The sequence below is a fragment of the Pseudomonas sp. BF-R-24 genome, assembly GCF_019947335.1.
GTDB lineage: Bacteria > Pseudomonadota > Gammaproteobacteria > Pseudomonadales > Pseudomonadaceae > Aquipseudomonas > Aquipseudomonas jessenii.
The window spans coordinates 254978-281231 of sequence record NZ_JAGYGG010000002.1 but is presented as its reverse complement, the minus strand read 5'-3'; the positions used below and the strand labels follow the sequence as shown (position 1 = coordinate 281231).

At 60.1% G+C, this 26254-nt stretch carries 25 protein-coding genes and 1 riboswitch; of the genes, 11 read left to right on the top strand and 14 right to left on the bottom strand.

Going from position 1 to position 26254, the window contains the following annotated elements; genetic code table 11:
- The first annotated feature begins 100 nt into the window (after window positions 1–100).
- Window positions 101–553, top strand: a complete 453-nt coding sequence (locus KGA98_RS02880) for a GNAT family N-acetyltransferase (RefSeq protein ID WP_223500943.1) — start codon at window positions 101–103, stop codon at window positions 551–553.
- Window positions 554–679: 126 nt separating this feature from the next.
- On the opposite strand, the gene KGA98_RS02875 is transcribed toward KGA98_RS02880, so the two are convergent.
- From KGA98_RS02875 to KGA98_RS02865, 3 genes are read right to left on the bottom strand one after another with little or no spacing between them, the layout of a single operon-like run.
- The gene (locus KGA98_RS02875; protein WP_223500935.1) at window positions 680–976 is read right to left on the bottom strand and encodes a helix-turn-helix domain-containing protein; all 297 of its coding nucleotides are present in this window, start codon (window positions 974–976) and stop codon (window positions 680–682) included.
- A 37-nt stretch (window positions 977–1013) separates the two neighbouring features.
- Window positions 1014–1502 (bottom strand): YgjP-like metallopeptidase domain-containing protein, encoded by a 489-nt coding sequence (locus KGA98_RS02870; RefSeq protein WP_057712969.1) that lies wholly within the window; start codon window positions 1500–1502, stop codon window positions 1014–1016.
- Window positions 1503–1547: 45 nt separating this feature from the next.
- Window positions 1548–3671: a putative bifunctional diguanylate cyclase/phosphodiesterase gene (locus KGA98_RS02865; RefSeq protein WP_223500933.1), complete on the bottom strand. Its 2124-nt coding sequence runs from the start codon at window positions 3669–3671 to the stop codon at window positions 1548–1550.
- A gap of 323 nt (window positions 3672–3994) precedes the next feature.
- Here KGA98_RS02865 and KGA98_RS02860 point away from each other — a divergent pair, with 323 nt between their 5' ends.
- Complete coding sequence (locus KGA98_RS02860) at window positions 3995–4663, top strand: polysaccharide lyase family 7 protein (protein WP_223500924.1); 669 nt, start codon at window positions 3995–3997, stop codon at window positions 4661–4663.
- A 193-nt stretch (window positions 4664–4856) separates the two neighbouring features.
- Here the strand turns inward: KGA98_RS02860 and fba are convergent, their stop codons facing one another.
- The 6 genes from fba to tkt all read right to left on the bottom strand — a co-directional run bounded on the left by fba (window position 4857) and on the right by tkt (window position 11243).
- Window positions 4857–5921: a class II fructose-bisphosphate aldolase gene (gene fba / locus KGA98_RS02855; protein ID WP_007981624.1), complete on the bottom strand. Its 1065-nt coding sequence runs from the start codon at window positions 5919–5921 to the stop codon at window positions 4857–4859.
- Between the two features lie 263 nt (window positions 5922–6184).
- Window positions 6185–6517, bottom strand: coding sequence for an MliC family protein (locus tag KGA98_RS02850; protein WP_223500922.1), 333 nt, complete (start codon window positions 6515–6517; stop codon window positions 6185–6187).
- A gap of 56 nt (window positions 6518–6573) precedes the next feature.
- Window positions 6574–6795 carry a hypothetical protein gene (locus KGA98_RS02845; protein WP_150813772.1) on the bottom strand — a complete coding sequence of 74 codons (222 nt, stop codon included), beginning with the start codon at window positions 6793–6795 and terminating at the stop codon, window positions 6574–6576.
- Between the two features lie 35 nt (window positions 6796–6830).
- Window positions 6831–7994: a phosphoglycerate kinase gene (locus tag KGA98_RS02840; protein WP_057712964.1), complete on the bottom strand. Its 1164-nt coding sequence runs from the start codon at window positions 7992–7994 to the stop codon at window positions 6831–6833.
- A gap of 12 nt (window positions 7995–8006) precedes the next feature.
- The gene (gene epd, locus KGA98_RS02835; protein ID WP_057716543.1) at window positions 8007–9059 is read right to left on the bottom strand and encodes an erythrose-4-phosphate dehydrogenase; all 1053 of its coding nucleotides are present in this window, start codon (window positions 9057–9059) and stop codon (window positions 8007–8009) included.
- A 186-nt stretch (window positions 9060–9245) separates the two neighbouring features.
- The gene (gene tkt / locus KGA98_RS02830; RefSeq protein WP_057712963.1) at window positions 9246–11243 is read right to left on the bottom strand and encodes a transketolase; all 1998 of its coding nucleotides are present in this window, start codon (window positions 11241–11243) and stop codon (window positions 9246–9248) included.
- A gap of 261 nt (window positions 11244–11504) precedes the next feature.
- Between tkt and KGA98_RS02825 the strand changes: the two genes are divergently transcribed.
- From KGA98_RS02825 to KGA98_RS02810, 4 genes are all read left to right on the top strand, one after another.
- The gene (locus KGA98_RS02825) at window positions 11505–12500 is read left to right on the top strand and encodes an ArsR/SmtB family transcription factor (protein ID WP_057712962.1); all 996 of its coding nucleotides are present in this window, start codon (window positions 11505–11507) and stop codon (window positions 12498–12500) included.
- 18 nt (window positions 12501–12518) lie between these two features.
- On the top strand, window positions 12519–13709 hold the full coding sequence (gene metK, locus KGA98_RS02820) for a methionine adenosyltransferase (RefSeq protein ID WP_008050251.1): 1191 nt from the start codon (window positions 12519–12521) through the stop codon (window positions 13707–13709).
- Between the two features lie 280 nt (window positions 13710–13989).
- A complete protein-coding gene (gene ligB / locus KGA98_RS02815) occupies window positions 13990–15669 on the top strand; it encodes an NAD-dependent DNA ligase LigB (RefSeq protein ID WP_223500920.1) in 1680 nt (559 codons plus the stop codon).
- 96 nt (window positions 15670–15765) lie between these two features.
- Window positions 15766–16161, top strand: a complete 396-nt coding sequence (locus KGA98_RS02810; protein WP_057712960.1) for a DUF1090 domain-containing protein — start codon at window positions 15766–15768, stop codon at window positions 16159–16161.
- Window positions 16162–16290: 129 nt separating this feature from the next.
- Here KGA98_RS02810 and KGA98_RS02805 read toward each other — a convergent pair whose 3' ends face one another.
- A complete protein-coding gene (locus tag KGA98_RS02805) occupies window positions 16291–16740 on the bottom strand; it encodes a c-type cytochrome (protein WP_057712959.1) in 450 nt (149 codons plus the stop codon).
- A gap of 128 nt (window positions 16741–16868) precedes the next feature.
- Here KGA98_RS02805 and KGA98_RS02800 point away from each other — a divergent pair, with 128 nt between their 5' ends.
- Entirely contained in the window at window positions 16869–18053 is a 1185-nt protein-coding gene (locus KGA98_RS02800; RefSeq protein ID WP_223500912.1) for a murein transglycosylase A, read from the top strand.
- Window positions 18054–18195: 142 nt separating this feature from the next.
- On the opposite strand, the gene KGA98_RS02795 is transcribed toward KGA98_RS02800, so the two are convergent.
- Together KGA98_RS02795 and KGA98_RS02790 are read right to left on the bottom strand one after the other, a co-directional pair.
- On the bottom strand, window positions 18196–18579 hold the full coding sequence (locus tag KGA98_RS02795) for an MAPEG family protein (RefSeq protein ID WP_223500903.1): 384 nt from the start codon (window positions 18577–18579) through the stop codon (window positions 18196–18198).
- Window positions 18580–18610: 31 nt separating this feature from the next.
- The gene (locus KGA98_RS02790; protein ID WP_090451887.1) at window positions 18611–19444 is read right to left on the bottom strand and encodes an EamA family transporter; all 834 of its coding nucleotides are present in this window, start codon (window positions 19442–19444) and stop codon (window positions 18611–18613) included.
- 317 nt (window positions 19445–19761) lie between these two features.
- On the opposite strand from KGA98_RS02790, the gene KGA98_RS02785 reads away from it, so the two are divergent.
- Window positions 19762–20931, top strand: a complete 1170-nt coding sequence (locus tag KGA98_RS02785) for an MFS transporter (protein ID WP_057712955.1) — start codon at window positions 19762–19764, stop codon at window positions 20929–20931.
- A 3-nt stretch (window positions 20932–20934) separates the two neighbouring features.
- Here the strand turns inward: KGA98_RS02785 and KGA98_RS02780 are convergent, their stop codons facing one another.
- Both KGA98_RS02780 and KGA98_RS02775 read right to left on the bottom strand, forming a co-directional pair.
- Complete coding sequence (locus KGA98_RS02780) at window positions 20935–21831, bottom strand: formate/nitrite transporter family protein (protein WP_218494714.1); 897 nt, start codon at window positions 21829–21831, stop codon at window positions 20935–20937.
- 154 nt (window positions 21832–21985) lie between these two features.
- Complete coding sequence (locus KGA98_RS02775) at window positions 21986–22387, bottom strand: acyl-CoA thioesterase (RefSeq protein WP_317848780.1); 402 nt, start codon at window positions 22385–22387, stop codon at window positions 21986–21988.
- Between the two features lie 197 nt (window positions 22388–22584).
- Window positions 22585–22687: riboswitch (S-adenosyl-L-homocysteine riboswitch) on the top strand.
- Between the two features lie 23 nt (window positions 22688–22710).
- Here KGA98_RS02775 and ahcY point away from each other — a divergent pair.
- From ahcY to KGA98_RS02760, 3 genes are all read left to right on the top strand, one after another.
- The gene (ahcY, locus tag KGA98_RS02770; RefSeq protein ID WP_090451894.1) at window positions 22711–24120 is read left to right on the top strand and encodes an adenosylhomocysteinase; all 1410 of its coding nucleotides are present in this window, start codon (window positions 22711–22713) and stop codon (window positions 24118–24120) included.
- Between the two features lie 158 nt (window positions 24121–24278).
- Window positions 24279–25124 (top strand): methylenetetrahydrofolate reductase [NAD(P)H], encoded by an 846-nt coding sequence (gene metF / locus KGA98_RS02765; RefSeq protein WP_150815197.1) that lies wholly within the window; start codon window positions 24279–24281, stop codon window positions 25122–25124.
- A gap of 193 nt (window positions 25125–25317) precedes the next feature.
- Complete coding sequence (locus KGA98_RS02760; RefSeq protein WP_223500895.1) at window positions 25318–26133, top strand: substrate-binding periplasmic protein; 816 nt, start codon at window positions 25318–25320, stop codon at window positions 26131–26133.
- The last annotated feature ends 121 nt before the right edge of the window (window positions 26134–26254 follow it).

The window sequence follows — 26254 nt, the reverse complement described above, 5'->3', positions numbered from 1 at the left end:
GAATGATGGCATTTTGGCCTTTGTCACAGATTCTTCCGCCATAAAGACTTCTGGCGTGAGTGCGCTTAGTATCGGAACGACGTTTTCAGGGAATCAAAACATGACAGTCGACTGGATCTGCAAACACCACAGCGACCTGGGCAAGGAGCAGCTGTACGCCATTTTGCAGCTGCGTGCAGAAGTATTCGTCGTTGAACAGAAATGCGTTTACCAGGATATCGATGGCCAGGATCTGGAAGGTGACACCCTCCACGTGATGGCCTGGGACGGTAACCGGCTGGTGGCCTACCTGCGCCTGCTTGACCCGCAATCACAGGGCGGCGACGTGGTGATCGGGCGGGTGATCATTGCACCCCAGGCACGCGGTGCGGGCTTGGGGCATGAGCTGATGGATCAGGCATTGAAGCAGATCGAAAAATACTGGCCCGGTCTGCCGGTCTACCTCTCGGCCCAGGCGCATTTGCAGGGGTATTACGGGCGGTACGGGTTTGTCGTGGCGGGTGAGGAATATGTCGAGGATGGCATTCCACACATTGGGATGCGCCGCCCTTAAGGACCTCTTCGCGAGCAAGCCCGCTCCCACATTTGATATCTATCGCACACGAAACCTGTGTTCACTGCTGATCTAATGTGGGAGCGAGCTTGCTCGCGATGGCGTCGGTTAAATCACTGAAAGATTTCAGGGATACTCCAACACCGCCTTGATCTGCCGCAGATTGCGTTCGATCCACCCGCGATCAATCGCACCCCACTCGCGAATCCGATAGCGCCCCGCATGGTTGCGCGCGCCCTCTTCCTGCTCGAATTCACACACAATATCCAGATCCGCCAACGCCGAGATGGTGTCCTGTGCCGTGCGCCTGGGCATGCCGGTGACTTCGGTCAGCGCCGGGACGCTGCTGGCCAGCCCGCTGTCGATCAGGTACGCCACGTACAACCGGCGATAGAAGCTGCTCTTGGTCTTGCTCACGTCCATCCAATGCTCCTTAAAAGGTCGCAGCCTGCGGCAGCTCCTACAGATCCCGCCACGTCAGGTACACCCGCACATCAAATTCCACCTGGTGATAACCCGGCAGCATGTGTTCGCACAGTTTGTAGAATGCCTTGTTGTGGTCCGATTCCTTGAAGTGCGCCAGCTCATGCACCACGATCATTTTCAGGAACTCGCAAGGCGCTTCCTTGAACAGCGAAGCGATGCGGATTTCCTTCTTGGCCTTGAGCTTGCCACCCTGCACCCGTGAAATCGTGGTGTGCAGGCCAAGGGCACGGTGGGTCAGGTCCAGACGGTTGTCGAACAGCACCTTGTCGATGGCCGGAGCGTTACGCAAGTACTCCTGCTTGAGGTCCAGAGCATAGGTGTACAGCGCCTTGTCGCTCTGCACCCCGTGCTTTTGCGGGTAACGCTGGTTCAGGTAATCGCCCAGCCGACCGTCGGCGATCAGCTGGCGCACCTGATCCTGCAAGGTGGCGGGATAGGCCTGGAGATATTTCAACACGGTCATCGGGGCGGCAATACAGGTCACTAAAAGGTCGCCAGTGTAGCGAATTCAGCGGGGCAGCGCGCTCCAGTCGAACGGCTGGACAAAGACCCCGGCGTCTTCGGCCATCATCGGCCGGGCCACCAGAAAACCTTGCACATATTCACAGCTGTTGGCTTGCAGCCATTCATACTGAGCGACGGTTTCCACCCCTTCGGCAATCACCAATATTCCGAACTGCTTGCACAGGTCGATCACACTGCGTACCAGCGCCGCATCCCTTGCCGAATCCGGCAACCGGGCGATCAAATGGCGGTCGATCTTCAGAGTATCCAGCGCCAGGTCGCGCAAGTGCGTCAGGGAGCAGGGTCCGACCCCGAAGTCATCCAATGCCACGCGTACGCCCAGGTTGTGCAGCAGGCGCAATTGCTTGCGGGTTTCTTCAGGGTTGCGCATCAAGGCCTCTTCCGTGACCTCGACTTCCAGGTGACGCGGTTGCAGGCCATGGCGCTCCAGCACCTGGCGCAACTCGGTGACCAGGTTGGGCATGCCGAACTGCGTACTGCTCAAGCTGACGCCGAGCACCAGGTCCTCGGCAAACAGGGACTCCCAGGCTTTGCGTTGCCCGGCGCCGCGATGGTAAATCCAGCTGCCCAGGCGACTGATCAGCCGCGCCTCCTCCAGCAATGGCAAAAACAGCCCCGGGGGGACATCGCCAACGCTCGGATGCTGCCAGCGCAACAAGGCCTCGAAGCCACGAATCCGCCCGTCGGCAATTGCAACCTGAGGCTGATACACCAGATTGAAATCCCGGTTCTCGATGGCCGTGCGCACACTTTCTTCCAGCATCAGCCGCGTGCGCGCCCGGCCGTTCATTTCATGATCGTAGAAGCGATATTGCTGGCGGCCGGCACGCTTGGCCTCGTACATGGCAATGTCGGCCGCCCGCATCATCCCGTCGAGATTGGCGCCACAATCAGGGAACGTGGCAATGCCGATGCTGGCACCCAGAGCGATATCGAGACCGTCGATCTGCTGACAGATCGACACTCGCTCGATGAGCTTCTCGGCAATCTTCGCCGCCTGCTCGGGGAACTCCAGATCCAGCAGCGCGGTGAACTCGTCGCCGCCCATTCGCGCCAGAGTGTCGAAGGGCCGCAGGCAAGCCTTCAACTGTTCGGAGACCCAGCGCAGCACCCGATCGCCGGCATCGTGCCCGAGCGAATCATTGACTCGCTTGAAGCCGTCGAGGTCCAGATACATCAAAACCCAGGAGCGGTCGGAACGCTCACCGCGCAACAGCAGGTTCTCTACGGTCTGGTAGAAACCCCGGCGGTTGAGCAATCCGCTCAGCGGATCGGTGACCGCCTGAAACTCCAGTTGCTGATGCAGATGGCGCACCACCGACATGTCCAGCACGGTCACGACCATCGCATGTTGCTCGGCGGGCAATGGCGCGCAGGACAAGGCCACCGGCACTTGCTGCCCGGGCGCCGTACGTAGCAGGGCATCGTGCAGGCGCAGGGTTTCGCCGCGTTTGTATCCGGCCAGCAACTCGGAATCGGCCCAGATCGGGATATGCGGTTTTTGCAGGTAGTCCAGAAACTCCTTGCCTTGCAGTTCCTGCACCGTGGCATTGAGCAACCGTGACATCGCCGGATTGGCAAAACGAATCAGACCGTCCTCACCCAACACCAGAATGCCTTCGGCTGCGTTTTCCAGCACCGACGCATTAAAGGCACGAGCCGCTTCCAGATCATGACTCAGGCGCTGCAAGGCCCGGCGGTTACGCTGGTGCTCGAGCAACGCCTGGACCTTGGGCGTAAAGACCTGTGGGTCGAACGGCTTGAACAGATAATCCACCGCACCACTGGCATAGCCCTTGATCACGGCATCCTGGGACTGTTCGTTGGCGGTCAGGAAAATGATCGGCGTCAGACGGGTCCGCTGGCTACCGCGCATCAGGCGCGCCACTTCATAACCGTCCATGTCCGGCATCTGCACGTCCAGCAGCACCAGGTCGATATCGTGTTCAAGTAACAAGCCGAGGGCCTCGAAACCCGAGGTGGCAGTAATGACCCGCCAGCCCTGGCGCTGTAACAACGCGCGCATGCTGATCAGGTTTTCGGGGTAATCGTCGACGACTAAAAGGGTTGAGCTGCCTTCTACTGGCGTGGGTTGCGCGCATTCCATGCTGCTTCTCTAATTGCGGGGTGTCAGGCCGGTTTCTCGTGAAAACCGGACAAATACTGCGCCTTCACTCTAGACCCGGTTCTGCAAAAGCAGAAGGTGTCAGTAAGCCATCATTTAATCATAGTGTCTTTTTACCGACTAACGGTCGATGGTTCAGGCGATGGAAACCGGGAAAGATGTCGCTTCGACAGGATGTTGACGTCAGCCACCCGTCAGACGGGCATTAACAAAATCTCCCGCTACGCTTATAAAGGCCGCCCCCGAAGGTGCGGGCTAGAGCTTCTGGCACGTGCGTGCAGCATGAATCAAGTGGAAGAACCGACATGATCGATCTTGCAACCTGGAACCTCAGCGTCCCCGTTGGCAGCCCGCCGTACACCGTCGAAACCGCCAAACTGGTGGACGGTTTCAAGGATCAATACTTCCATTCAGACACAGGCACACTGTTTTTCTGGACGCCCGTGACCGGCTCCCGTACCGAAAACGCAATTTACCCACGTACCGAATTGCGTGAAACCTACAGCAACGGTACGTTGAAAAACTGGTATTACCCGGAAGCCGACAATTTGTTGTATGCCACTCTGGCAGTGAACCAGGTGCCGAGTTCCGGGAAAATCGTCATCGGCCAGATCCATGCCTATCAAAGCCAGAAACCTCTGGTGAAGGTTGAATACCAATACAAAACCAGCACAGGCACCGGCAATATCGTCGCCAAGGTCCGGATGCATCCCGATGACGATACAGGCCGGGTGATCATCGTTGCGACGGGGGTGAAACTCGACCAGGAGTTCAACTACCTCATTCACCTCAGCCCCGGTGGCGCCTTGGGCATCAGCGCGGCAGGTTATCAATGGGATACGCAAATCAGCACAACCTGGCGTGACAAACCGCTGTATTTCAAGGCCGGGGTCTATGTACAGGACAACACCGGGTACACCACTGAAGGCGGCAAAGTGACCTTCAGCAAGCTGGATATCGATCACAACAATTGATATCGAGGCACTGTTGATCTGGTGGGAGCGGGCTTGCTCGCGAAGGCGTAGTGTCAGACGACATTAATGTTGAATGACACACCGCTTTCGCGAGCAAGCCCGCTCCCACACTGACCGCGTCGATCCTGGATCATCGCCCACAAAAAACCCGCCTCTCGGCGGGTTTTTCATGAAGGCAGTTTAACGCTCAGGCTTAGTTGACCTTGGCGTTCAACTCACCTTTCAGGTAACGCTGATACATGCCTTCCAGCGAGATCGCCTTGATCTTCGAAGCGTTGCCGGCAGTACCGAAGGCTTCGTAGCGAGCGATACACACGTCGCGCATGGCGGTGACGGTGGCGCCGAAGAATTTACGTGGGTCGAACTCGCTCGGGTTGGTGGCCATCAGGCGACGCATTGCGCCAGTGGACGCCAGGCGCAGGTCGGTGTCGATGTTGACCTTGCGCACGCCGTGCTTGATGCCTTCGACGATTTCTTCAACCGGTACGCCGTAGGTTTCCTTGATGTCGCCGCCGTACTGGTTGATGATCGCCAGCCACTCTTGCGGAACCGAAGACGAACCGTGCATCACCAGGTGAGTGTTCGGAATGCGCTTGTGGATTTCTTTGATACGGTCGATGGCCAGCACGTCGCCGGTAGGCGGCTTGGTGAACTTGTAGGCGCCGTGGCTGGTGCCGATGGCGATGGCCAGAGCATCCACCTGAGTGCGTTTTACGAAGTCAGCGGCTTCTTCCGGGTCGGTCAGCATCTGGCTGTGATCCAGGACGCCTTCGGCGCCGATGCCGTCTTCTTCACCGGCCATGCCGGTTTCCAGCGAACCCAGGCAGCCCAGCTCGCCTTCTACCGAAACGCCGCAGGCGTGAGCCATGGCTACGGTTTGTTGGGTCACACGCACGTTGTAGTCGTAGTCGGTCGGGGTCTTGCCGTCTTCACCCAGGGAGCCGTCCATCATCACCGAGCTGAAGCCCAGCTGGATGGAGCGCTGGCACACGTCAGGGCTGGTGCCGTGGTCCTGGTGCATGCACACCGGGATGTGCGGGAATTCTTCGATGGCTGCCAGGATCAGGTGACGCAGGAACGGTGCGCCGGCGTATTTGCGAGCACCGGCCGAAGCCTGGACGATCACCGGGGAGTCAGTCTTGTCAGCGGCTTCCATGATGGCGCGCATCTGCTCAAGGTTGTTGACGTTGAAGGCTGGAACGCCGTAGCCGAACTCGGCTGCGTGGTCCAGCATCTGGCGCATGCTGATAAGTGCCATTGTGTATATCTCTCCCGGTTGAGGGTCGTTAATCGTGCCAGCCTGCCGTAGCGGCGGCGGCTATTCAAGTTATTGCAGATCAGGGGTTGAGCCCGGGCTGCGAATTCAGGTGTTACCAAAATCTTAAATACGACACAAAAACCCTGTGGGAGCGAGCTTGCTCGCGATGGGGGCGGCACATTCAGCATTGATGTGACTGTGATACCGCTATCGCGAGCAAGCTCGCTCCCACAAATGGATCTCTGTATACCAAATCAATCGTATTATTCAGCCTTACAACCGCGGCCAATCAAATCATTGGTGGCGACCCAGTAAACCAGGCCTTCCTCACCTTTTATGTGAAACGCCAGCATGTCATTGCTGTACAGCGAACCCGATGCACCCGGCTCCTGTTTCAAGCGGTAGACCTGATCGGCACCGCCCAGGCGCACGTCGACTTCCCTAAGGCTTTCGTCGGTGTAACGCCACAGCACTTTGGCCTGGCTGTCGCAGGTCCAGGTGGTCCAGTTATCCACAGGCGCGGACGACTGGAACGGGTTCAACTGAGCACAACCAGCCAACAGCGCCAGCGCCGTAACGGCGATAAAACCTTTCATCCATGTCCCTCGACCGACGGCGCATGCCATCAGCCCTGAGTAAAGAGTCAGACCCGTCAAGGGCAGCCATGTTCCTTGGCGGGTGCCCGGGTCTCGTATTTGTCCAGGCCCTCGGGCCCGGAGCGCTTGTTGAGCACCGGGTTGGTTTCCGCCTGCCAGTCGGCCTGATAACAGCCGTTGCGCGACGCAGGCGCCTCGGGTTCCGGCGTGGCTTTCGGGCTGCTCCCGCAAGCCGCCAGTGAACCCGCGACGATCAACAGCGCTAACGTCTTGACCATGTCAACACTCCCTTGCCTGGTCAAACGGGCGACCCTCAGGCCTTGGCCCGGCTTTCCAGGACTTCCACGGCTGGCAGGACCTTGCCTTCGACGAATTCGAGGAACGCACCGCCACCGGTAGAAATGTAGGAGATCTGCTCTGCCACGCCATACTTGTCGATGGCCGCCAGGGTGTCGCCACCGCCGGCAATGGAGAACGCCGCGCTGTCCGCGATGGCCTGGGCCAGCACCTTGGTGCCATTGCCGAACTGATCGAATTCGAACACGCCGACCGGACCGTTCCACAGGATAGTCTTGGACGACTTCAGCAGCTCGGCGAAATTCGCCGCGGTCTGCGGACCGATGTCCAGGATCATGTCGTCGGCAGCGACGTCAGCGATCAGCTTGACGGTCGCAGCGGCGCTTTCCGCGAATTCCTTGGCAACCACTACGTCCACTGGCAGCGGTACGCTGACCTTGGCGGCGATGGCGCGAGCGGTGTCCAGCAGGTCCGGCTCGTACAGGGATTTACCGACCGGGTGACCGGCAGCGGCCAGGAAGGTGTTGGCGATGCCGCCACCGACGATCAACTGGTTGCAGATCTGGCTCAGGCTGTTCAGCACGTCGAGTTTGGTCGACACCTTGGAGCCGGCAACAATAGCCGCCATCGGCTGGGCCGGGGCACCCAGGGCTTTGCCCAGTGCGTCCAGTTCAGCGGCCAGCAGCGGGCCGGCAGCGGCGACTTTGGCGAACTTGGCCACGCCGTGGGTCGAACCCTCGGCACGGTGAGCGGTGCCGAAGGCGTCCATCACGAACACGTCGCACAGGGCGGCGTATTGCTGGGCCAGTTCGTCAGCGTTCTTTTTCTCGCCTTTGTTGAAGCGCACGTTTTCGAACAGCACGATGTCGCCCGCTTTCACGTCAACACCGCCCAGGTAATCGGCCACCAGCGGCACTTCACGACCCAGAGCACGGCTCAGGTAGTCGGCGACTGGCTTGAGGCTGTTCTCGGCCGAGAACTCGCCTTCGGTCGGACGGCCAAGGTGCGAGCAGACCATCACGGCCGCGCCTTTTTCCAAGGCCAGCTTGATGGTCGGCAGCGAGGCCAGGATACGCGCATCGCTGGTGACAACACCGTCCTTGACTGGAACGTTGAGGTCTTCGCGGATCAATACGCGCTTACCTTGCAGATCGAGGTCGGACATCTTCAACACGGTCATGGGTCGCACTTCCTACGGTTTTTTTGAAGTTGCTGTTTGCAGATAGTGTTCTGCAACGTCCAGCATTCGGTTGGCAAAACCCCATTCATTGTCGAACCAGGCCAGGATGTTCACCAGCCGAGGGCCGGAAACGCGGGTCTGACTGGCATCGACGATCGCCGAATGTGGGTCATGGTTGAAATCACAGCTTGCGTGGGGTAGCTCGGTGTAGGCCAGCAGGCCTTTGAGCGGGCCGCTGGTGGCGGCTTCGCGCAGGATCCGGTTTACCTCGGTGGCGTCGGTCGCGGTGGCGGTCTGCATCGTGATATCGAGACAGGACACGTTGACCGTCGGCACCCGCACGGCTTTGGCCTGAATTCGTCCGGCAAGTTCCGGCAGCAGGCGTTCGATACCTCGCGCCAGACCGGTGGACACCGGAATCACCGACTGGAACGCCGAACGGGTACGACGCAGGTCTTCGTGGTGATAGGCATCGATGACCGGCTGATCGTTCATCGCCGAGTGAATGGTGGTGATCGACACGTAGTCCAGGCCAATGGCCTGATTCAGCAGGCGCAACAGCGGCACGCCGCAGTTGGTGGTGCAGGACGCGTTGGACACCAGCAATTCGTCGCCGGTCAGGCAGTCCTGGTTCACGCCGTAGACGATGGTCGCGTCAACGTCCGTCTCGCTGGCCATCGGCTGGGAAAACAACACACGCGGGGCGCCGGCGTCGAGGAAACGCTGGCCGTCTTCGCGAGTGTGATAAGCGCCGGAGCACTCCAGCACCAGATCGACGCCCAGGGACGCCCAATCGATGCCTTCGGGGGTGGCACTGCGCAGGACCTTCACGCAGTCGCCATTAATATGCAGACAATCGCCCTCGACCTTCACTTCGCCGGGGAACCGGCCATGGGTGGAGTCAAAGCGTGTCAGGTATTCGATACTGGCCATGTCCGCCAGATCGTTGATCGCGACAATCTCGAACCCGGCCTTTTCGCCTCGCTCGAACAACGCACGCAAGACGCAACGACCAATCCGGCCGTAGCCGTTGAGTGCAACTTTGTAGGGACGCGGTTGAGGCATGGGGTTCTCGATAGACGCAGGCAAACGAATTCTCGTTAACAACACAACCCTTGTAGGAGCGAGCTTGCTCGCGATGGTGGCCCAGACAACGCGGGCATTCAGGCATCCAGCGTTATCGTTAACGACCATCGCGAGCGAGCTCGCTCCTACAGGGGTTCGCGGTGGTCAGAAACCACCGCGTTGTGCTTAGTCTTCCAGCAGCTCTTCAGCCTGACCCAGGATGTTTTCCAGGGTGAAGCCGAACTCTTCGAACAAGGCCGGCGCAGGCGCCGACTCGCCGTAGGTGGTCATGCCGATCACGCGGCCTTCCAGGCCCACGTACTTGTACCAGTAGTCCGCGTGGGAAGCTTCGATGGCGATACGGGCGCTGACCTGCAACGGCAGGACCGATTGCTTGTAGCCGGCGTCCTGGGCATCGAACACGCTGGTGCACGGCATGGAAACCACACGCACCTTGCGGCCCTGCTCGGTCAGTTTGTCGAAGGCCTGAACGGCCAGGCCGACTTCCGAGCCGGTGGCGATCAGGATCAGCTCAGGCTCGCCTGCGCAGTCCTTCAACACGTAACCGCCACGCGCGATCTCTTCGATCTGGATCGCATTGCGGGTTTGGTGCTGCAGGTTCTGACGCGAGAAGATCAGGGCCGAAGGACCGTCCTTGCGCTCCAATGCGCACTTCCAGCTCACCGCCGATTCAACGGCGTCGGCTGGGCGCCAGGTATCGAGGTTCGGCGTGCAGCGCAGGCTGGCCAGTTGCTCGATTGGCTGGTGAGTCGGGCCGTCTTCGCCCAGACCGATGGAGTCGTGGGTGTAGACGTGGATCACCCGCTGCTTCATCAGGGCCGACATGCGCACCGCGTTACGCGCGTATTCCATGAACATCAGGAAGGTCGCGCCGTAAGGCACCAGGCCGCCGTGCAGGGCAACGCCGTTCATGATCGCGGTCATGCCGAACTCGCGCACGCCGTAGTACATGTAGTTGCCGCTGGCATCTTCGGCGGTAACACCTTTGCAACCTTTCCACAGGGTCAGGTTGGAACCGGCCAGGTCAGCCGAACCGCCGAGGAACTCAGGCAGCAACGGGCCGAACGCATTCAGCGCGTTCTGGCTGGCTTTACGGCTGGCGATGGTTTCGCCCTTGGCCGCCACTTCGGCGATATAGGCCGAGGCTTTTTCGCTGAAGTCAGCTGGCAGGTCACCGCTCAGACGACGCACCAGTTCGTTGGCTTCAGTCGGGAACGCGGCGGAGTAAGCAGAGAAACGCTGGTCCCACTCGGCTTCAACAGCGCGACCGGCTTCCTTGGCGTCCCACTCGGCATAGATATCGGCCGGGATTTCGAACGGGCCGTGATTCCATTTCAGCGCCGCACGGGTCAGGGCGATTTCCGCGTCACCCAGCGGGGCGCCATGGCAATCTTCCTTGCCTTGCTTGTTCGGAGAACCGAAACCGATGGTGGTCTTGCAGCAGATCAGGGTTGGCTGCTCGCTTTTACGTGCAGTGTCGATCGCCGTCTTGATCTCTTCCGGGTCGTGACCGTCGACATTGCGAATCACTTGCCAGTTGTAGGACTCAAAACGCTTCGGGGTGTCGTCGGTGAACCAGCCTTCGACTTCGCCATCGATGGAGATGCCGTTGTCATCGTAGAAGGCGATCAGCTTGCCCAGGCCCAGGGTACCGGCCAGGGAAGCGACTTCGTGGGAAATGCCTTCCATCATGCAGCCATCACCCAGGAACACATAGGTGTGGTGATCGACGATGTTGTGGCCAGGACGGTTGAACTGCGCAGCCATGACTTTTTCAGCCAGGGCAAAACCCACGGCGTTGGCCAGGCCCTGGCCCAGTGGACCGGTGGTGGTTTCTACGCCCGGGGTGTAGCCGAGTTCCGGGTGGCCCGGGGTGCGGCTGTGCAGTTGACGGAACTGCTTGAGGTCATCGATCGACAGGTCGTAGCCGGTCAGGTGCAGCAGCGAGTAGATCAGCATCGAGCCGTGGCCGTTGGACAGCACGAAGCGGTCACGGTCGGCAAACGATGGATTGCTCGGGTTGTGCTTGAGGTAGTCGCGCCAAAGTACTTCGGCGATATCTGCCATACCCATAGGGGCACCGGGATGGCCGCTGTTGGCTTTTTGCACGGCATCCATGCTGAGGGCACGAATGGCGTTGGCACGCTCACGACGGCTAGGCATCGCTGTTCTCCTGGGGGCTTGATTAAAACGAAACGGAAAAAAGGCGAGCATTTTCCCTCACCGGGCCGCCTCGGGGCAATGACAGATAGTCATCTGAAGGCGTTTTTCCAATGGATAACGACGTATTCGCCTGGTGAAACCTTTCCGCGGTCCGATTGTTGACAAAAGCTAACGTCGAGAAGTGCCATCTATCGAGCAATATCAAAACTTTTTGATATTGCTCTTGCGATACCTTCGACCCGTGACTAGACTGCCGGCCTTATGAATTTACGCGTGCCCTCCATTCAACATGACGATTGCGATGAGCTGGCGGCCTTGTGCAAGGCTGGCGGCGATCCCCTGCGGTTGAATGTCTTGCGCGCACTGGCCAATGACTCGTTCGGCGTACTGGAACTGGCGCAGATCTTCGGCATCGGCCAGTCAGGCATGAGCCACCACCTCAAGGTACTGGCACAGGCCGACCTGGTGGCAACGCGCCGCGAAGGCAACGCGATTTTCTACCGTCGCGCGCTGCCCCACACCGAATTGCTGGGCGGCAAACTGCACGCAGCATTGCTCGAAGAAGTGGACAACCTGACGCTGCCGACCGACGTACAGTCGCGCATCACCCAGGTCCATGGGCAACGTGCGGCGGCCAGCCAGGATTTTTTCTCAAGGGTTGCGGAGAAGTTTCGCGCCCAGCAAGACTTGATCGCCGGCCTGCCGCAATACCGCGAAAGCGTGGTGGCCCTGCTCGACAAGCTGAGCTTCGACAAAGACGCCACGGCCATTGAAGTCGGCCCCGGCGATGGCGCATTCCTGCCGGACCTGGCGCGCCGCTTCGCGCAAGTCACGGCGCTGGATAACAGCAGCGCAATGCTCGAACTGGCGCGCCAGGTCTGCGAACGCGACAAGCTGACTAACGTTAGCCTGCAACTGGCCGATGCTTTGAACGGCGTCAGCCTCAAGGCCGATTGCGTGGTACTGAACATGGTGCTGCACCATTTTGCCGCACCGGCCGATGCGCTCAAGCACATGGCCCATTTGCTGCAACCAGGCGGTAGCCTGTTAGTGACAGAGTTATGTAGCCACAACCAGAGTTGGGCCAAGGAGGCCTGCGGTGATCTCTGGCTGGGGTTTGAACAGGACGATCTGGCCCGTTGGGCCACCGCTGCGGGACTCGTTCCCGGGGAAAGCCTCTATGTAGGCTTACGTAATGGTTTCCAGATCCAGGTCCGCCATTTTCAGCGACCGGCTGGCGACACTCACCATCGGTAATTTCAGGAAAACATCGAGATGAGCGAATACTCCCTTTTCACCTCCGAGTCCGTGTCTGAAGGGCATCCGGACAAAATCGCCGACCAGATTTCTGATGCGGTGCTGGACGCCATCATTGCTGAAGACAAGTTCGCCCGTGTGGCGTGCGAGACTCTGGTGAAAACGGGCGTGGCGATCATCGCCGGCGAAGTCACCACTTCCGCCTGGGTTGACCTGGAGCAGATCGTTCGTGACGTGATCACCAACATCGGCTACACCAGCTCCGACGTCGGCTTCGACGGCGCAACCTGCGGCGTGATGAACATCATCGGCAAGCAGTCCCCTGACATCAACCAGGGTGTCGACCGTGCCAAGCCTGAAGATCAGGGCGCCGGTGACCAGGGCCTGATGTTCGGCTACGCCAGCAATGAAACCGACGTGCTGATGCCTGCACCGATCACCTTCTCGCACCAGCTGGTACAGCGCCAGGCCGAAGCCCGTAAATCCGGCCTGCTGCCTTGGCTGCGCCCGGACGCCAAGTCGCAAGTGACCTGCCGTTACGAAAACGGCAAGGTTGTCGGTATCGATGCCGTCGTTCTGTCGACCCAGCACAACCCGGAAGTGTCGTACAACGACCTGCGCGAAGGCGTGATGGAGCTGATCGTCAAGCACGTGCTGCCTGCCGAACTGCTGAGCAAGGACACCCAGTTCCACATCAACCCGACCGGCCAGTTCATCATCGGCGGCCCAGTGGGTGACTGCGGTCTGACCGGTCGCAAGATCATCGTCGACAGCTACGGCGGCATGGCCCGTCACGGCGGTGGCGCGTTCTCCGGTAAAGATCCTTCGAAGGTTGACCGTTCGGCGGCCTACGCCGGTCGTTACGTGGCCAAGAACATCGTTGCCGCCGGCCTGGCCGAGCGTTGCGAGATTCAGGTGTCCTACGCCATCGGTGTTGCCCAGCCGACTTCGATCTCGCTGAACACCTTCGGCACCGGCAAGATCAGCGATGACAAGATCGTCAAACTGGTCCGCGAAGTGTTCGACCTGCGTCCATACGCGATCACCACCATGCTCGACCTGCTGCACCCGATGTATCAGGAAACCGCTGCGTACGGCCACTTCGGTCGCACCCCGGCGACCAAGACCGTTGGTGACGACACCTTCACCACGTTCACTTGGGAAAAAACCGACCGCGCCGACGCCCTGCGTTCTGCTGCCGGCCTGTAAGGTTCCCCCGCAACACCCGAAGCCCCGCACGGTTCGCGCCCTGCGGGGCTTTTTTATTGGCATTCGCTTTACACCGTATCGAGGCATTCGCGAGCAAGCCCGCTCCCACAGGGTTATGAGTGGGTCAGTTGATTTGTGAACATCACCGCTTACTGTGGGAGCGGGCTTGCTCGCGAAGAGGCCAGCAAAGCCGGTAGAAATACCCGGCAAAACACCCCCTCGCTGCGCCAACTGATACTGACCTAGCCTTCACGCACCTCACCGAGCAAGGACGCTCAAGATGCTTCCCGACCTGCGCCTGTTTTTCGCCGCTCTACTGACCCTTGGCTACCTGACCGCCAGCGCCGCCGAGTGCCCGGACTGGCCACCAGAACGCGCCCGGAACGAAGTCGGCAAACTGCAACAACAAATCGACCTCTGGGACGACAGCTATCACCGCCAGGGACGCTCACTGGTCGCCGATGAACTCTACGACCAGTCCCGCGCGCGACTCACCCAATGGCGCCACTGCTTTAACCTGAGCCCGCCCGCAGACCCCTTGCGCACTGCGCGCGGCACGCTGCCCCACCCCATCGCCCACACGGGCCTGGACAAACTGCACGATCAGCCCGCCGTGGAAAAATGGCTGCGTGACCGGGTGGACGTCTGGGTCCAGCCTAAAATCGATGGCGTGGCGGTGACCCTGGTTTACCGCAGCGGCCTGTTGGCCCAGGCAATCAGCCGTGGCGACGGCAAAAGCGGTCAGGACTGGACGGTTCCTGCACGGCAGATTCCGGCCATCCCGCAACGGCTATCGCAGGCCCGGGACTTGATCGTGCAAGGCGAACTGTATTGGCGCCTGACCGATCACGTGCAGGCCCGGGCCGGTAGCCTCAATGCTCGTGGCTCGGTGGCCGGTCTGATGGCACGCAAGGTCTTGAGCGCCGAACAGGCCGCCGGCATCGACCTGTTTGTCTGGGACTGGCCCCAAGGACCGGCGAGCGTACCCGAGCGTGCCGCGGCGCTGACTGCGCTGGGCTTCCCGAGTACCACGGCATACAGCCAGCCCATCGCCTCCGTCATTGATGCCGAACGCTGGCGCGAGCACTGGTATCGTTCCCCCTTGCCCTTTGCCAGCGACGGCATCGTCCTGCGCCAGAATCAGCGCCCAGCCGCCGAACGCTGGCAGGCCAGGTCACCCTACTGGGCCATCGCCTGGAAATACCCCTTCGCCCAGGCACTGGCCAAAGTCCGCCAGGTTCACTTCAAAATCGGCCGGACCGGGCGGATCACTCCGGTTCTTGAACTGACCCCGGTAAAGCTCGATGACCGGCAGATCAAGCACGTCAGCGTCGGTTCGTTGCAACGCTGGCAGACGCTGGACATCCGCCCGGGTGACCAGGTCGCCATCAGCCTGGCCGGGCTGACCATTCCCAGGCTCGATAGGGTTGTATTGCGCAGCAGCGAACGCGCCGAATTGAACGCGCCGCGAGCAGAGGACTTTCATTCATTGAGTTGCTGGCAACCGACTCCGGGCTGTGAGAGCCAGTTTCTCGCGCGCATGACCTGGCTCAGCAGCAAACAAGGCCTGGCGCTGCCCAATGTGGGTCCGGGCACCTGGGAAAAACTTCTTGCAACAGGTCGGCTGAACGGCCTGTTGGATTGGTTGACCCTCGATGCCCAAGAGCTTGCTACCATTGACGGTTTCGGCGAGCGCAGCGCGGCTCGTCTTGCCGACAGCTTCAACCGAGCCCGGCAACGCCCGTTCGCGCACTGGCTGAAAGCCTTGGGATTGCCGCCGACAGGTCAGGCGCATCTCGGCGATTCATGGCTGGTACTTGCGCAGCGAGACATCGAACAATGGCGGGCCGAGGCCGATATCGGGCCAGGGCGCGCGGCGCAACTGAGCGCTTTTTTCCGCGATCCGCAGGTACTGGGCTTGAGTGAAACGTTACGTGATGCGGGGATTGACGGCTTTTAGTTGTCGGCCCTGCGCCCACCGGGAACCCCAAGGGACCGCTGGGCTCCAACAAGCCATTGCCACAGTGGTCTGCTTGCTTTCCTACATGGAGCTTTTATGAAATTTCTTTCACCGCTCGCCCTGTTGACCCTTTGCAGCGTGCTGGCCACCCCGTTGATGGCGGACGAGGAAGCGCCGGGGCTGACCGGTTGCGCCGCCAAGAAGCAAGGCATCGTCAACCAGATCGAATTGGCCAAGGTCCACGGCAACGCCGACCAGCAGGCAGGCCTGGAAAAGGCCTTGAGCGAAGTCGAAGCGAACTGCACCGACGCCTCGCTAAAGAAGGAACGGGAAAACAAGGTGCTCGACGCCAAGCACGAAGTCAGCAAGCGTCAGGCAGACCTCGACAAGGCCATGAGCAAAGGCGATCCCGACAAGATCAACAAGCGCAAAGACAAACTCGCCGATGCCCGCAAGGAATTGCAGAACGCCTTGGATGAACTGGATAAATAAGAACAGATAACGAACAAAGATTTCGGTGTTGCCGAAGCAGTCTTCGCGAGCAGGCTCGCTCCTACAGGGTCATGCGGTCACCTGTGGGAGCGGGCTTGCTCGCGAAGACGTCAGACCGGGCAACGCCAATCAATGATCCCGAAACGCCTTATGACAAGCACTGCAAGCATCTTCGACTTTCTGTACCGCCGGCCCCAGGTTGCTGGCCTTGTAGGGTTGGACCTGGCTGGCGATCACCAATTCACCGGTGGCGCTTTCAAGGTCGCGGGCCATTGCCTGAAAGCGTGTCTGTTGCTCCCAGACATCGCTCTTGGCGCTGGTGTGATCCTCCTCGCGCACTTGCGGAAAATGCTGCCACGGCTCACGGGACAACGCATCGAGTTTCACCGCACCTTCGGCGAACTTCGGGCCATCGAAGGCAATGCGCCCACGCAACATACCGCCCAGGTCTTCGCCAGTCTTGAGCATCTGCTTGAAAATGGCCTTGCGCTGGCCGAGCGGCGAGTTGGGGTCGATACCGCCACAAGCGGACAGCGTCAGGCAGGCCAGCAATACAACAGAAAGTCTTTTAAGAGTCATGGTGGCTTCAGGTCACGGGAAACGGCGGCCAGTATCCTCGCGTCATCGGCAAAGACCAATAGCCCTATTATCAATAAGGGTTGCTTGAGCGCATGGAGCGCTCAGGCAACCGGCAAAGGAACCACTCCATGAACAGCCGTTTCAAGGCATGGCGTCACCGCCTGGCCTGGACCCTGCCGATGGTGGCCCTGCTCGCAGGCTGCACCGGTGGCGACAACCAACAACCGAAAACCCACGCCCTGGCCACCTACTCCAGCGCCACATGGGAAGCGCTGCCGGCGGTGTCCGACAGCGACCTGGTCGCCGGTTTCGGTTCCTGGCGCAGCGCCTGTACCCGACTCAAGGCCGATCCGGTCTGGGGTGGCACCTGCGCAGCGGCTGTCAACGTGCCGCAAACCGCCAGCGACATTCGCGGTTTTCTCAAACAGAACCTCGATGTCTATGGCCTGCGCGCCGCCAACGACAACCCCAACGGCCTGATCACCGGCTACTACGAACCGGTCTATCCCGGGAGCCTGACCCAGACCAGCGCTGCCAATGTCCCGGTCTATGGCGTCCCCGAGGACATGATCATCGTCGCCCTCGACAGCATTTACCCGGAACTCAAGGGCAAGCGCCTGCGCGGTCGACTCGAAGGTCGCGTGCTCAAGCCATACGACGATGCGGCAGCCATCGAAAGCAAAGGGGTCAATGCGCCGGTCGTGGCCTGGCTGACCGATCCGATGAACCTGCAGTTCCTGCAAATCCAGGGTTCGGGTCGTATCCAGCTCGACAATGGTCGCCAGTTGCGCATTGCCTACGCCGATCAGAACGGCCACCCGTATCGACCGATCGGCCGCTGGCTGGTGGAACAGGGCGAACTGAAAAAAGAAGACGTGACCATGGGCGCCATCAGCACCTGGGCCAAGGCCAATCCATCGCGGATCCCCGAACTGCTCGGCAGCAACCCCAGTTATGTGTTCTTCACCCGCAACCCGGACAGCAACGAAGGTCCGCGCGGCTCGCTGAACGTACCGTTGACCGCCGGTTACAGCGCGGCAGTGGATCGCAAGGTGATTCCGCTGGGCAGCCTGTTGTGGCTGTCCACCACCAGACCGGACGGCACGGCCCTGGTTCGCCCCGTGGCAGCACAGGACACCGGCGGCGCCATTGCCGGCGAGGTTCGGGCGGATCTGTTCTGGGGCACCGGGGATGCGGCCGGGCAACTGGCCGGGGACATGAAACAGCAGGGGCAGATCTGGATGCTCTGGCCCAAAGGCGCGACGTTGCCGCAAGTGCCGCAGGTGGCGGATGCGCAGAAGACCACCCCTTAAATGCTGCTTCGCCTGTTAGATAGCTTTCGCGAGCAAGCCCGCTCCCACATGAGATCACCATCGAACACAGAATCTGTGTCCACTGAGGATCAAATGTGGGAGCGGGCTTGCTCGCGAAGAGGTCCTCACAGGCGATGAAGATTCAGACTGACACAACGAAGAACGCCGTAATCAACGCCATCCCCACGAACCACATCAACGACCGCAGCGTCGCCCAGTCCGCCAGGTAGCAAATGATGTAGAGCAGCCGGCTGGTAATGAACAGCACGGCCAGCACATTGATCGTCACCAGTTCGGCATTGCCGGCCAGATGCGCCACGATCACCGCCGCAGCGAACGCCGGGGTCACTTCAAAACTGTTCAGTTGCGCCGCATTCGCGCGCCTGCCCAAGCCTTCCAGCGAATCGAGAAAGTCCCGGGGATCATGGTTGTCTCTCAACCTGAACCCGCCACTGATCTTGGCCACGCCCACACACACATACGGCAGGAAAATCGCGATCAAAATGCACCACAGAGCAACCGTCATAAAGCAGTCCCTTCTTCACGTTTCAGAACAGTCAAAATTTCATGACCAATATACCGATCAGCACCAGCCCACAGGCCAAGAGGCGCGGCCCACCAAAAGGCTCTTTCAGGTAACGCATGCCAAACAGCACCACCAGAATTACGCTGATCTCGCGCAACGCCGCCGCTTCTGCAATCGAGCCCAGCTGCATCGCCCACAGCACCAGAGCGTAGCTGAACAACACGCAGAACCCGACGGCCAGGCCCAGTCGCCACTGCTCGCGCCAGAACAACATGAACGCGGGTCGTTTGCGCACCAACGCCAACAGCGGAAACGGCCAGGCACTGAGCAAGGTGACCCAGACCAGATAGTCCAGTGGATGGGACCAGCGCCGCAATGCCTGCCCGTCAATGTAGGTGTAGCAACCAATGCACAGGCCGATCAGTGCCACCACCGGCAACATCGACCAGGGCAAACGCGCACCGCCGCCGCCCTGCCAGAGCAGGCACAGCATGCCGAACGGGATCAGCAGGATTCCGAATATCTGCTGATGGGTCAGCACTTCCCCGGCAAATATCAGCGTCAGCGCCAGCACCACCAACGGTGACAGGCCGCGCATCAATGGATAGACCAGACCGAGGTCGCCGACCCGATAGGCCTGGATCAGCAAATAGCGATAGAGCAACTCGAACGCCGCCGACGCCAGGATCCACGGCCAGATCTCCAGTGGCGGCATGCTCAGGAACGGCAGCATCAGCACGACAAAGAGCAGCGCCACGCTGTCCATGCAGGCCACCACCAACAGCCGCTCCGCACTGAACTTGATCAGGGTATTCCACGCCGCATGCAACAGCGCCGCCACCAACACCAACGCCGTCGCAAGCACGGCCTACTCCTTTTGTTGTCTCCACAATCCCCGTAGGAGCGAGCTTGCTCGCGAAAAACGTGAGGGCACCGCAGCCAACCGGTGAATACACGTCATCGTTCACGTCCATCGCGAGCGAGCTCGCTCCTACAGGGGCCGGGTAGAGAATTGATTCGCCATATTTCACTGTCTGTTTATACTGCAAGCGACCACGCCGCACTCAGTTGCGCACAAACTTATTCCAATAAAAATCCTGCCCGGCCCGCTCTCGTCGAGAACGGTCGTCGGCCTGCGTATGCCTGATCACAGCGTCAAGACTACCGACAGAGACCTTGCGCATGCCACTCGCTTTGCTTGCCCTCGCCGTTGCCGCCTTCGGCATCGGCACCACCGAATTCGTCATCATGGGTCTTTTGCCCGATGTCGCCCGCGACCTCGGCGTGAGCATTCCCGACGCCGGATTACTGATCACCGGCTACGCCCTGGGCGTGGTGTTCGGTGCACCGATCCTCGCGGTCGGCACCGCCAACATGCCGCGCAAGGCCACGTTGTTGGGCATGACGCTGATGTTCATCCTCGGCAACATGCTCTGCGCGCTGGCGCCAAACTACGCCACGCTGATGGCCGCGCGCGTGATCACGGCACTGTGCCACGGCGCATTTTTCGGCATTGGTTCGGTGGTGGCCGCCGGGCTGGTGGCCCCCAACAAAAGGGCTCAGGCGATTGCCATGATGTTCACCGGCCTGACCCTGGCCAACGTGCTCGGCGTGCCACTGGGTACCGCACTCGGGCAATACGCAGGCTGGCGCTCGACCTTCTGGGCGGTGTCGGTGATCGGGGTGCTGGCGGCGATTGCGCAATGGGTCTGGCTGCCGAAAAACATCGCGATGGATAAAGCCAACCTGGCCAGCGAGTTCAAGGTACTGGGCAAGGCCAACGTACTGCTGGCCCTGGGCATGAGTGTACTGGCCTCGACCAGCCTGTTCAGTGTCTTCACTTACATTGCGCCGATCCTGCAGGACATCACCGGTGTCAGCCCCCACGGCGTCACCATCATGCTGCTGTTGTTCGGTGTGGGCTTGACCGCCGGCAGCATGCTCGGTGGTCGTCTGGCGGACAGCCGCTTGCTGCCTTCGCTGGTGGGCATGGCGCTGGCGGTGCTGGTGGTACTGGCGGCATTCACGCAAACCAGTCACTCGGTCATCCCGGCGGCCATCACACTGGTGTTGTGGGGGACGTTTGCCTTTGCCTTGTGCCCGATCCTGCAACTGCTGATCATCGATCAGGCCTTTGAGGCACCAAACCTGGGTTCGACCTTGAACCAGAGCGCCTTCAACCTCGGCAACGCCGCCGGGGCATGGATTGGCGGGCTGGTTGTGGCCAGCGGTGCCGATCTGGCGGACTTGCCCTGGACCGGTGCACTGGTCAGCGGGCTGACCGTGTTGACCGCACTGTTCTTCATCTATCGCCAGCGTCGCGGTGCGGCTGCGCTTGATGCGGTGGGCTGAGGATCAGCTTGATGGTTTTTTGATTTTCTGCGGATCGGGCGCTTCGCTCTGATCCGCAGATTTTTTCGGCGGCCCGCTTTCGCTGCGAATCTGCGCATGGCTGATCAGCGCGAAAATAAAACTGCCACCAATGATGTTCCCCGCCAGCGTCGGCCCGGCGAACACCAGCCAGAAATCACTCCACGGCAACTCGCCGGCAAATACCAGATACGAAACCTCCAGCGAACCGACCACGATGTGGGTGAAGTCCCCCAGCGCCATGAGGTAGGTGATGAGGATGATGATCCACATCTTGGCGCTCTCCATGGACGGGATCATCCAGACCATGGTGGCGATCATCCATCCGGAAATGATGCCCTTGGCGAACATCTGGCTGGCGTGGTTTTCCATGACCTTGCGGCCGATATCGAGGAAGGCGACATCGGTCTTGCTGTCGAAAATCGGCAGTTCCAGCATCACATACGCCACCAGCAAGGTGCCACAGAGGTTGCCGACCAGCACCACCGTCCACAGCCGTAGCAGCCGGCCGAAGTTGGCCAGCGTCGGTTTGGTCATTACCGGCAACACGGCAGTCAGGGTGTTTTCGGTGAACAGTTGCTGGCGAGCGAGGATCACCGCGAGGAAACCGGCGCAATAACCGAAACTCGCGATCACCTTGAATCCTTCGCCATCCGGAAGACGTGAATTGAGCAAGCCCATGCCCATCAGCGACAGACCCATGGTCAACCCCGCCGCGAGCGCCGACCACCACAACGCGGCAATGCTGCGCTCCAGTTCCTGGTCGCCCTGGGTACGGATGATCTCGTGCAGCACCGCGGCACGGGGTGGCTGGCTCTTTTCGACTTCGTGCTCTTCTTGCGCCGAAAGGTTCGGGGTCTTGCCGTCTTGTGCCGAGTTCATGGGATGCGCAACCGGTGGCGGGCTATTCAGCTATGACCTGTGCAGCGGGGATTCCGTTCTGTAGGAGCGCGCCTGCTCGCGATGGACTTGAGAGCACCACTGGGTGCCAGGTACCCAGTGTTATCGTTAACGACCATCGCGAGCAGGCTCGCTCCTACACGCTGGCGTCGTCCTTGAACTGGTCCTTGACGTACATGATCTCGGTCCGGCCGTGAGGCGCCGGCAAGCCGTCTTCACCGAGGTTCACGAACACCATTTTTTCAACGGTGAGGATGCTCTTGCGGGTGATCTTGTTGCGCACCTCGCACGTCAGGGTGATCGAAGTGCGGCCGAACTCGGTCGCCGTGATGCCCAGTTCGATGATGTCACCCTGGCGCGAGGCGCTGACGAAATTGATTTCTGAAATGTACTTGGTGACCACACGCTGGTTGCCCAACTGAACGATGGCGTAGATCGCCGCCTCTTCGTCGATCCAGCGCAGCAGGCTACCGCCGAACAGCGTGCCATTAGGGTTGAGGTCTTCGGGTTTTACCCATTTGCGGGTGTGGAAATTCATGTTCACTCCTGAGCGTCTTGCCGAATGATGCTGACCATCATGGCAGAGCCCGACCTAGAGCTCTATTGAGCATCGTCTATGGTCTCGATTACCGTTCGGACATTGACCGACAGAAACGCTTTGGAAGATCGGCATAGCCCGCTATAATCGCCACCGTTTCAAAACGGTCATCTTCAATTGCTACCGTTTCCCGCCACCTGTCCGAGGGGCGCTGCAGCAGGTTCGACCTGTCAGGCTCGGATGGGGCGTTGCCTGGCCTTCACTGGCTGGACACTAAACGCACAACGGCGCCCATTCGCATACATTACGAATGGAGGCTCTTCATGAGCGCTGTTATCACGCCTGCAGATTTTAACGATTACAAAGTTGCCGACATGTCCCTGGCTGCCTGGGGCCGTCGCGAAACCATCATCGCCGAATCCGAAATGCCAGCCCTGATGGGTCTGCGCAACAAGTATTCCGCCGAGCAACCGCTCAAGGGCGCGAAGATCCTCGGCTGCATCCACATGACCATTCAGACTGCCGTGCTGATCGAAACCCTGGTTGCCCTGGGTGCCGAAGTACGCTGGTCGTCCTGCAACATTTTCTCGACTCAGGACCAGGCTGCTGCTGCCATCGCCGCTGCCGGCATCCCGGTTTTCGCCTGGAAAGGTGAAACCGAACAAGAGTACGAGTGGTGCCTGGAGCAGACCATCCTCAAAGATGGCGCGCCTTGGGATGCCAACATGATCCTCGACGACGGCGGTGACCTGACCGAGCTGCTGCACAAGAAGTACCCACAGGTTCTGGACCGCGTCCACGGCGTGACCGAAGAAACCACCACCGGCGTTCACCGCCTGCTGGACATGCTGGCCAAGGGCGAGCTGAAAATCCCGGCCATCAACGTCAACGACTCGGTGACCAAGAGCAAGAACGACAACAAGTACGGCTGCCGTCACAGCCTGAACGATGCGATCAAGCGCGGCACCGACCACCTTCTGTCCGGCAAGCAAGCGCTGGTCATCGGCTACGGCGACGTGGGCAAGGGTTCGGCCCAGTCCCTGCGTCAGGAAGGCATGATCGTCAAGGTTTCCGAAGTCGACCCGATCTGCGCCATGCAAGCCTGCATGGACGGTTTCGAAGTGGTTTCGCCGTTCATCGACGGTATCAACAACGGAACTGAAGCAAGCATCGACAAGGCATTGCTGGGCAAGATCGACCTGATCGTGACCACCACCGGTAACGTCAATGTTTGCGACTCGAACATGCTCAAGGCCCTGAAGAAGCGTGCCGTTGTCTGCAACATCGGCCACTTCGACAACGAAATCGACACCGCTTTCATGCGCAAGAACTGGGCATGGGAAGAAGTGAAGCCACAGGTTCACAAGATCCACCGTACCGGTGCTGGCGATTTCGACCCACAGAACGACGACTACCTGATCCTGCTGGCCGAAGGCCGTCTGGTTAACCTGGGTAACGCCACCGGCCACCCGAGCCGCATCATGGACGGTTCGTTCGCCAACCAGGTTCTGGCCCAGATCTTCCTGTTCGGCCAGAAGTACGCCGACCTGTCGCCAGCCCAGAAAGCCGAGCGCCTGACCGTTGAAGTACTGCCGAAGAAACTCGACGAAGAAGTGGCCCTGGAAATGGTCCGTGGCTTCGGCGGCGTAGTGACTCAACTGACCAAGACCCAGGCCGACTACATCGGCGTGACCGTTGAAGGTCCGTTCAAGCCGCACGCTTACCGCTACTGATAGACCGGCTTTTCCTGTGTAGCAGCGAGCTCGCTCGCGATGGACGTCAACGATAACGCGTGTTGCCTGGATGAACGCGTTGCCTTGATGTTTTTCGCGAGCAAGCTCGCTCCTACAGGGGGCCAGCGTCCGCCTTATGAGTTTCCAAGGATATGACCATGTCCCAAGATCGTCGCTACAGCTTCGAGTTCTTCCCTACGAAGACCGATGCTGGGCATGAAAAGCTGCTCGCCACTGCTCGCCAGTTGGCCATCTACAACCCCGATTTCTTCTCCTGCACCTACGGCGCCGGCGGTTCGACCCGCGATCGCACGCTGAACACCGTGCTGCAGCTCGAAAGCGAAGTCAAAATCCCTGCCGCTCCGCACCTGTCCTGCGTAGGCGATAGCAAGGACGACCTGCGCGGCCTGCTGGCCCAGTACAAGGCTGCCGGCATCAAGCGTATCGTCGCCCTGCGCGGTGACCTGCCTTCGGGCATGGGCATGGCCAGCGGTGAGTTGCGCCACGCCAATGACCTGGTTGAATTCATTCGTGAAGAAACCGGTGATCATTTCCACATCGAAGTCGCCGCTTACCCGGAAATGCATCCGCAAGCGCGCAATTTCGAAGACGATGTGGCCAACTTCGTGCGCAAGGCCAACGCTGGCGCCGACAGTGCGATCACCCAGTACTTCTTCAACGCCGACTGCTATTTCTACTTCGTCGAACGCGTGCGGGCGCTGGGCGTGAACATCCCGATCGTGCCGGGCATCATGCCGATCACCAACTACAGCAAGCTGGCGCGCTTCTCCGATGCCTGCGGTGCGGAAATCCCGCGCTGGATCCGCAAGCAACTGGAAGCCTATGGCGACGACACCCAGAGCATTCAGCGCTTTGGCGAACAGGTCATCACCGAGATGTGCGAACAACTGCTGCAGGGTGGAGCTCCAGGGCTGCACTTCTACACGCTGAACCAGGCTGAAGCGAGCCTGGCGGTGTGGAACAACCTGAAGTTGCCGCGTTAAAAAGTCGTTGAAGCACGATTAAAAGATCGCAGCCTGCGGCAGCGCCTACAACGGAATGTCAAATCCCGTAGGCGCTGTCGCAGGCTGCGATCTTTTTGCTTTCAACGCACTATTAATGTGCGGCAATCCACGGAGTTAGAGCATCTGCGGTCAGTTTCTGGCTCTTTCCGGTTTCTCGTCGTAATCTCAGCCTATGCCTTTGATCACGCAGTTTATCGCCGTGCTTGTCTTCACTTGCCTGAGCTTCGCCGCCCGGGGCGAGAAGCTGCGCATTGTCACGGAGCCTTGGGCGCCCTATGTGTACGAAGACAACGGCAAATCCCTGGGCCTGGACTACGAAACCACCGCCATTGTCTTCAAGCGCCTGGGCATTGAAGTGGAGTGGCAATTCCTGCCATGGAAACGCTGCTTGTCGATGCTTGAAACAGGCCAGGCCGACGGCGCCCTGGACATCTTTCACAGCGACGAACGCGAAGCGACGCTGCTCTACCCCAGCGAACCGCTCTCGGAAGTCCAGTTCGTGATGTTCTACGCCAATGACCGGCCCCACCCGTTTCGCAGCCTCGAAGACTTGCGCGGCCTGACCATCGGCACCTCGCCGGGTTACCTGTACAGCAAGGACTTCAGCGATTCGACGCAGTTCACCCGCGAGCCGGCCCCCACCCATGAAGCCAACTTCGGCAAACTGGTACGCGGGCGAATTGACCTGCTGATCACCGACCGCCGGGTCGGCCAGCATTTGCTCGACGAACTGGGCATCCGCGACAAGATCACCGAAAACCCCACGGTCATCAGCCAGCAAAGTCAGTTTCTCGCGGTGCGGCGCAATGCGGGCATGGATCTGCTGGTGCAGCGTTTCGGCGCCGAACTCAAGCGCTTCAAGCGCGAGCCCGCCTACGCTGAACTGAGCGCCCGCTACGGCGCGGAACCGGCAGCCAGCGTGAAAGCTGAGAAGACTACGGCCGCCGCGGAAAAAACCGTTGAGCAGCAGGAAAGCGGCGCGCAGTGATAGCTCTGTTATACTCCGGCCTTCCCGCCAGGCTCACGCCCGGACGCTCGGAATCGTTAAAGGCATCTCAACCCCGCTACTGCGCAGCTTTCAGCCCGCGCGAGCGCTTGCAGACGAGCCT

Coding starts and splice junctions, on each gene's coding strand:
- KGA98_RS02880 (WP_223500943.1), top strand. CDS start 101: ATGACAGTCGACTGGATCTGCAAACACCACAGCGACCTGGGCAAGGAG.
- KGA98_RS02875 (WP_223500935.1), bottom strand. CDS start 976: ATGGACGTGAGCAAGACCAAGAGCAGCTTCTATCGCCGGTTGTACGTG.
- KGA98_RS02870 (WP_057712969.1), bottom strand. CDS start 1,502: ATGACCGTGTTGAAATATCTCCAGGCCTATCCCGCCACCTTGCAGGAT.
- KGA98_RS02865 (WP_223500933.1), bottom strand. CDS start 3,671: ATGGAATGCGCGCAACCCACGCCAGTAGAAGGCAGCTCAACCCTTTTA.
- KGA98_RS02860 (WP_223500924.1), top strand. CDS start 3,995: ATGATCGATCTTGCAACCTGGAACCTCAGCGTCCCCGTTGGCAGCCCG.
- fba (WP_007981624.1), bottom strand. CDS start 5,921: ATGGCACTTATCAGCATGCGCCAGATGCTGGACCACGCAGCCGAGTTC.
- KGA98_RS02850 (WP_223500922.1), bottom strand. CDS start 6,517: ATGAAAGGTTTTATCGCCGTTACGGCGCTGGCGCTGTTGGCTGGTTGT.
- KGA98_RS02845 (WP_150813772.1), bottom strand. CDS start 6,795: ATGGTCAAGACGTTAGCGCTGTTGATCGTCGCGGGTTCACTGGCGGCT.
- KGA98_RS02840 (WP_057712964.1), bottom strand. CDS start 7,994: ATGACCGTGTTGAAGATGTCCGACCTCGATCTGCAAGGTAAGCGCGTA.
- epd (WP_057716543.1), bottom strand. CDS start 9,059: ATGCCTCAACCGCGTCCCTACAAAGTTGCACTCAACGGCTACGGCCGG.
- tkt (WP_057712963.1), bottom strand. CDS start 11,243: ATGCCTAGCCGTCGTGAGCGTGCCAACGCCATTCGTGCCCTCAGCATG.
- KGA98_RS02825 (WP_057712962.1), top strand. CDS start 11,505: ATGAATTTACGCGTGCCCTCCATTCAACATGACGATTGCGATGAGCTG.
- metK (WP_008050251.1), top strand. CDS start 12,519: ATGAGCGAATACTCCCTTTTCACCTCCGAGTCCGTGTCTGAAGGGCAT.
- ligB (WP_223500920.1), top strand. CDS start 13,990: ATGCTTCCCGACCTGCGCCTGTTTTTCGCCGCTCTACTGACCCTTGGC.
- KGA98_RS02810 (WP_057712960.1), top strand. CDS start 15,766: ATGAAATTTCTTTCACCGCTCGCCCTGTTGACCCTTTGCAGCGTGCTG.
- KGA98_RS02805 (WP_057712959.1), bottom strand. CDS start 16,740: ATGACTCTTAAAAGACTTTCTGTTGTATTGCTGGCCTGCCTGACGCTG.
- KGA98_RS02800 (WP_223500912.1), top strand. CDS start 16,869: ATGAACAGCCGTTTCAAGGCATGGCGTCACCGCCTGGCCTGGACCCTG.
- KGA98_RS02795 (WP_223500903.1), bottom strand. CDS start 18,579: ATGACGGTTGCTCTGTGGTGCATTTTGATCGCGATTTTCCTGCCGTAT.
- KGA98_RS02785 (WP_057712955.1), top strand. CDS start 19,762: ATGCCACTCGCTTTGCTTGCCCTCGCCGTTGCCGCCTTCGGCATCGGC.
- KGA98_RS02780 (WP_218494714.1), bottom strand. CDS start 21,831: ATGAACTCGGCACAAGACGGCAAGACCCCGAACCTTTCGGCGCAAGAA.
- KGA98_RS02775 (WP_317848780.1), bottom strand. CDS start 22,387: ATGAATTTCCACACCCGCAAATGGGTAAAACCCGAAGACCTCAACCCT.
- ahcY (WP_090451894.1), top strand. CDS start 22,711: ATGAGCGCTGTTATCACGCCTGCAGATTTTAACGATTACAAAGTTGCC.
- metF (WP_150815197.1), top strand. CDS start 24,279: ATGTCCCAAGATCGTCGCTACAGCTTCGAGTTCTTCCCTACGAAGACC.
- KGA98_RS02760 (WP_223500895.1), top strand. CDS start 25,318: ATGCCTTTGATCACGCAGTTTATCGCCGTGCTTGTCTTCACTTGCCTG.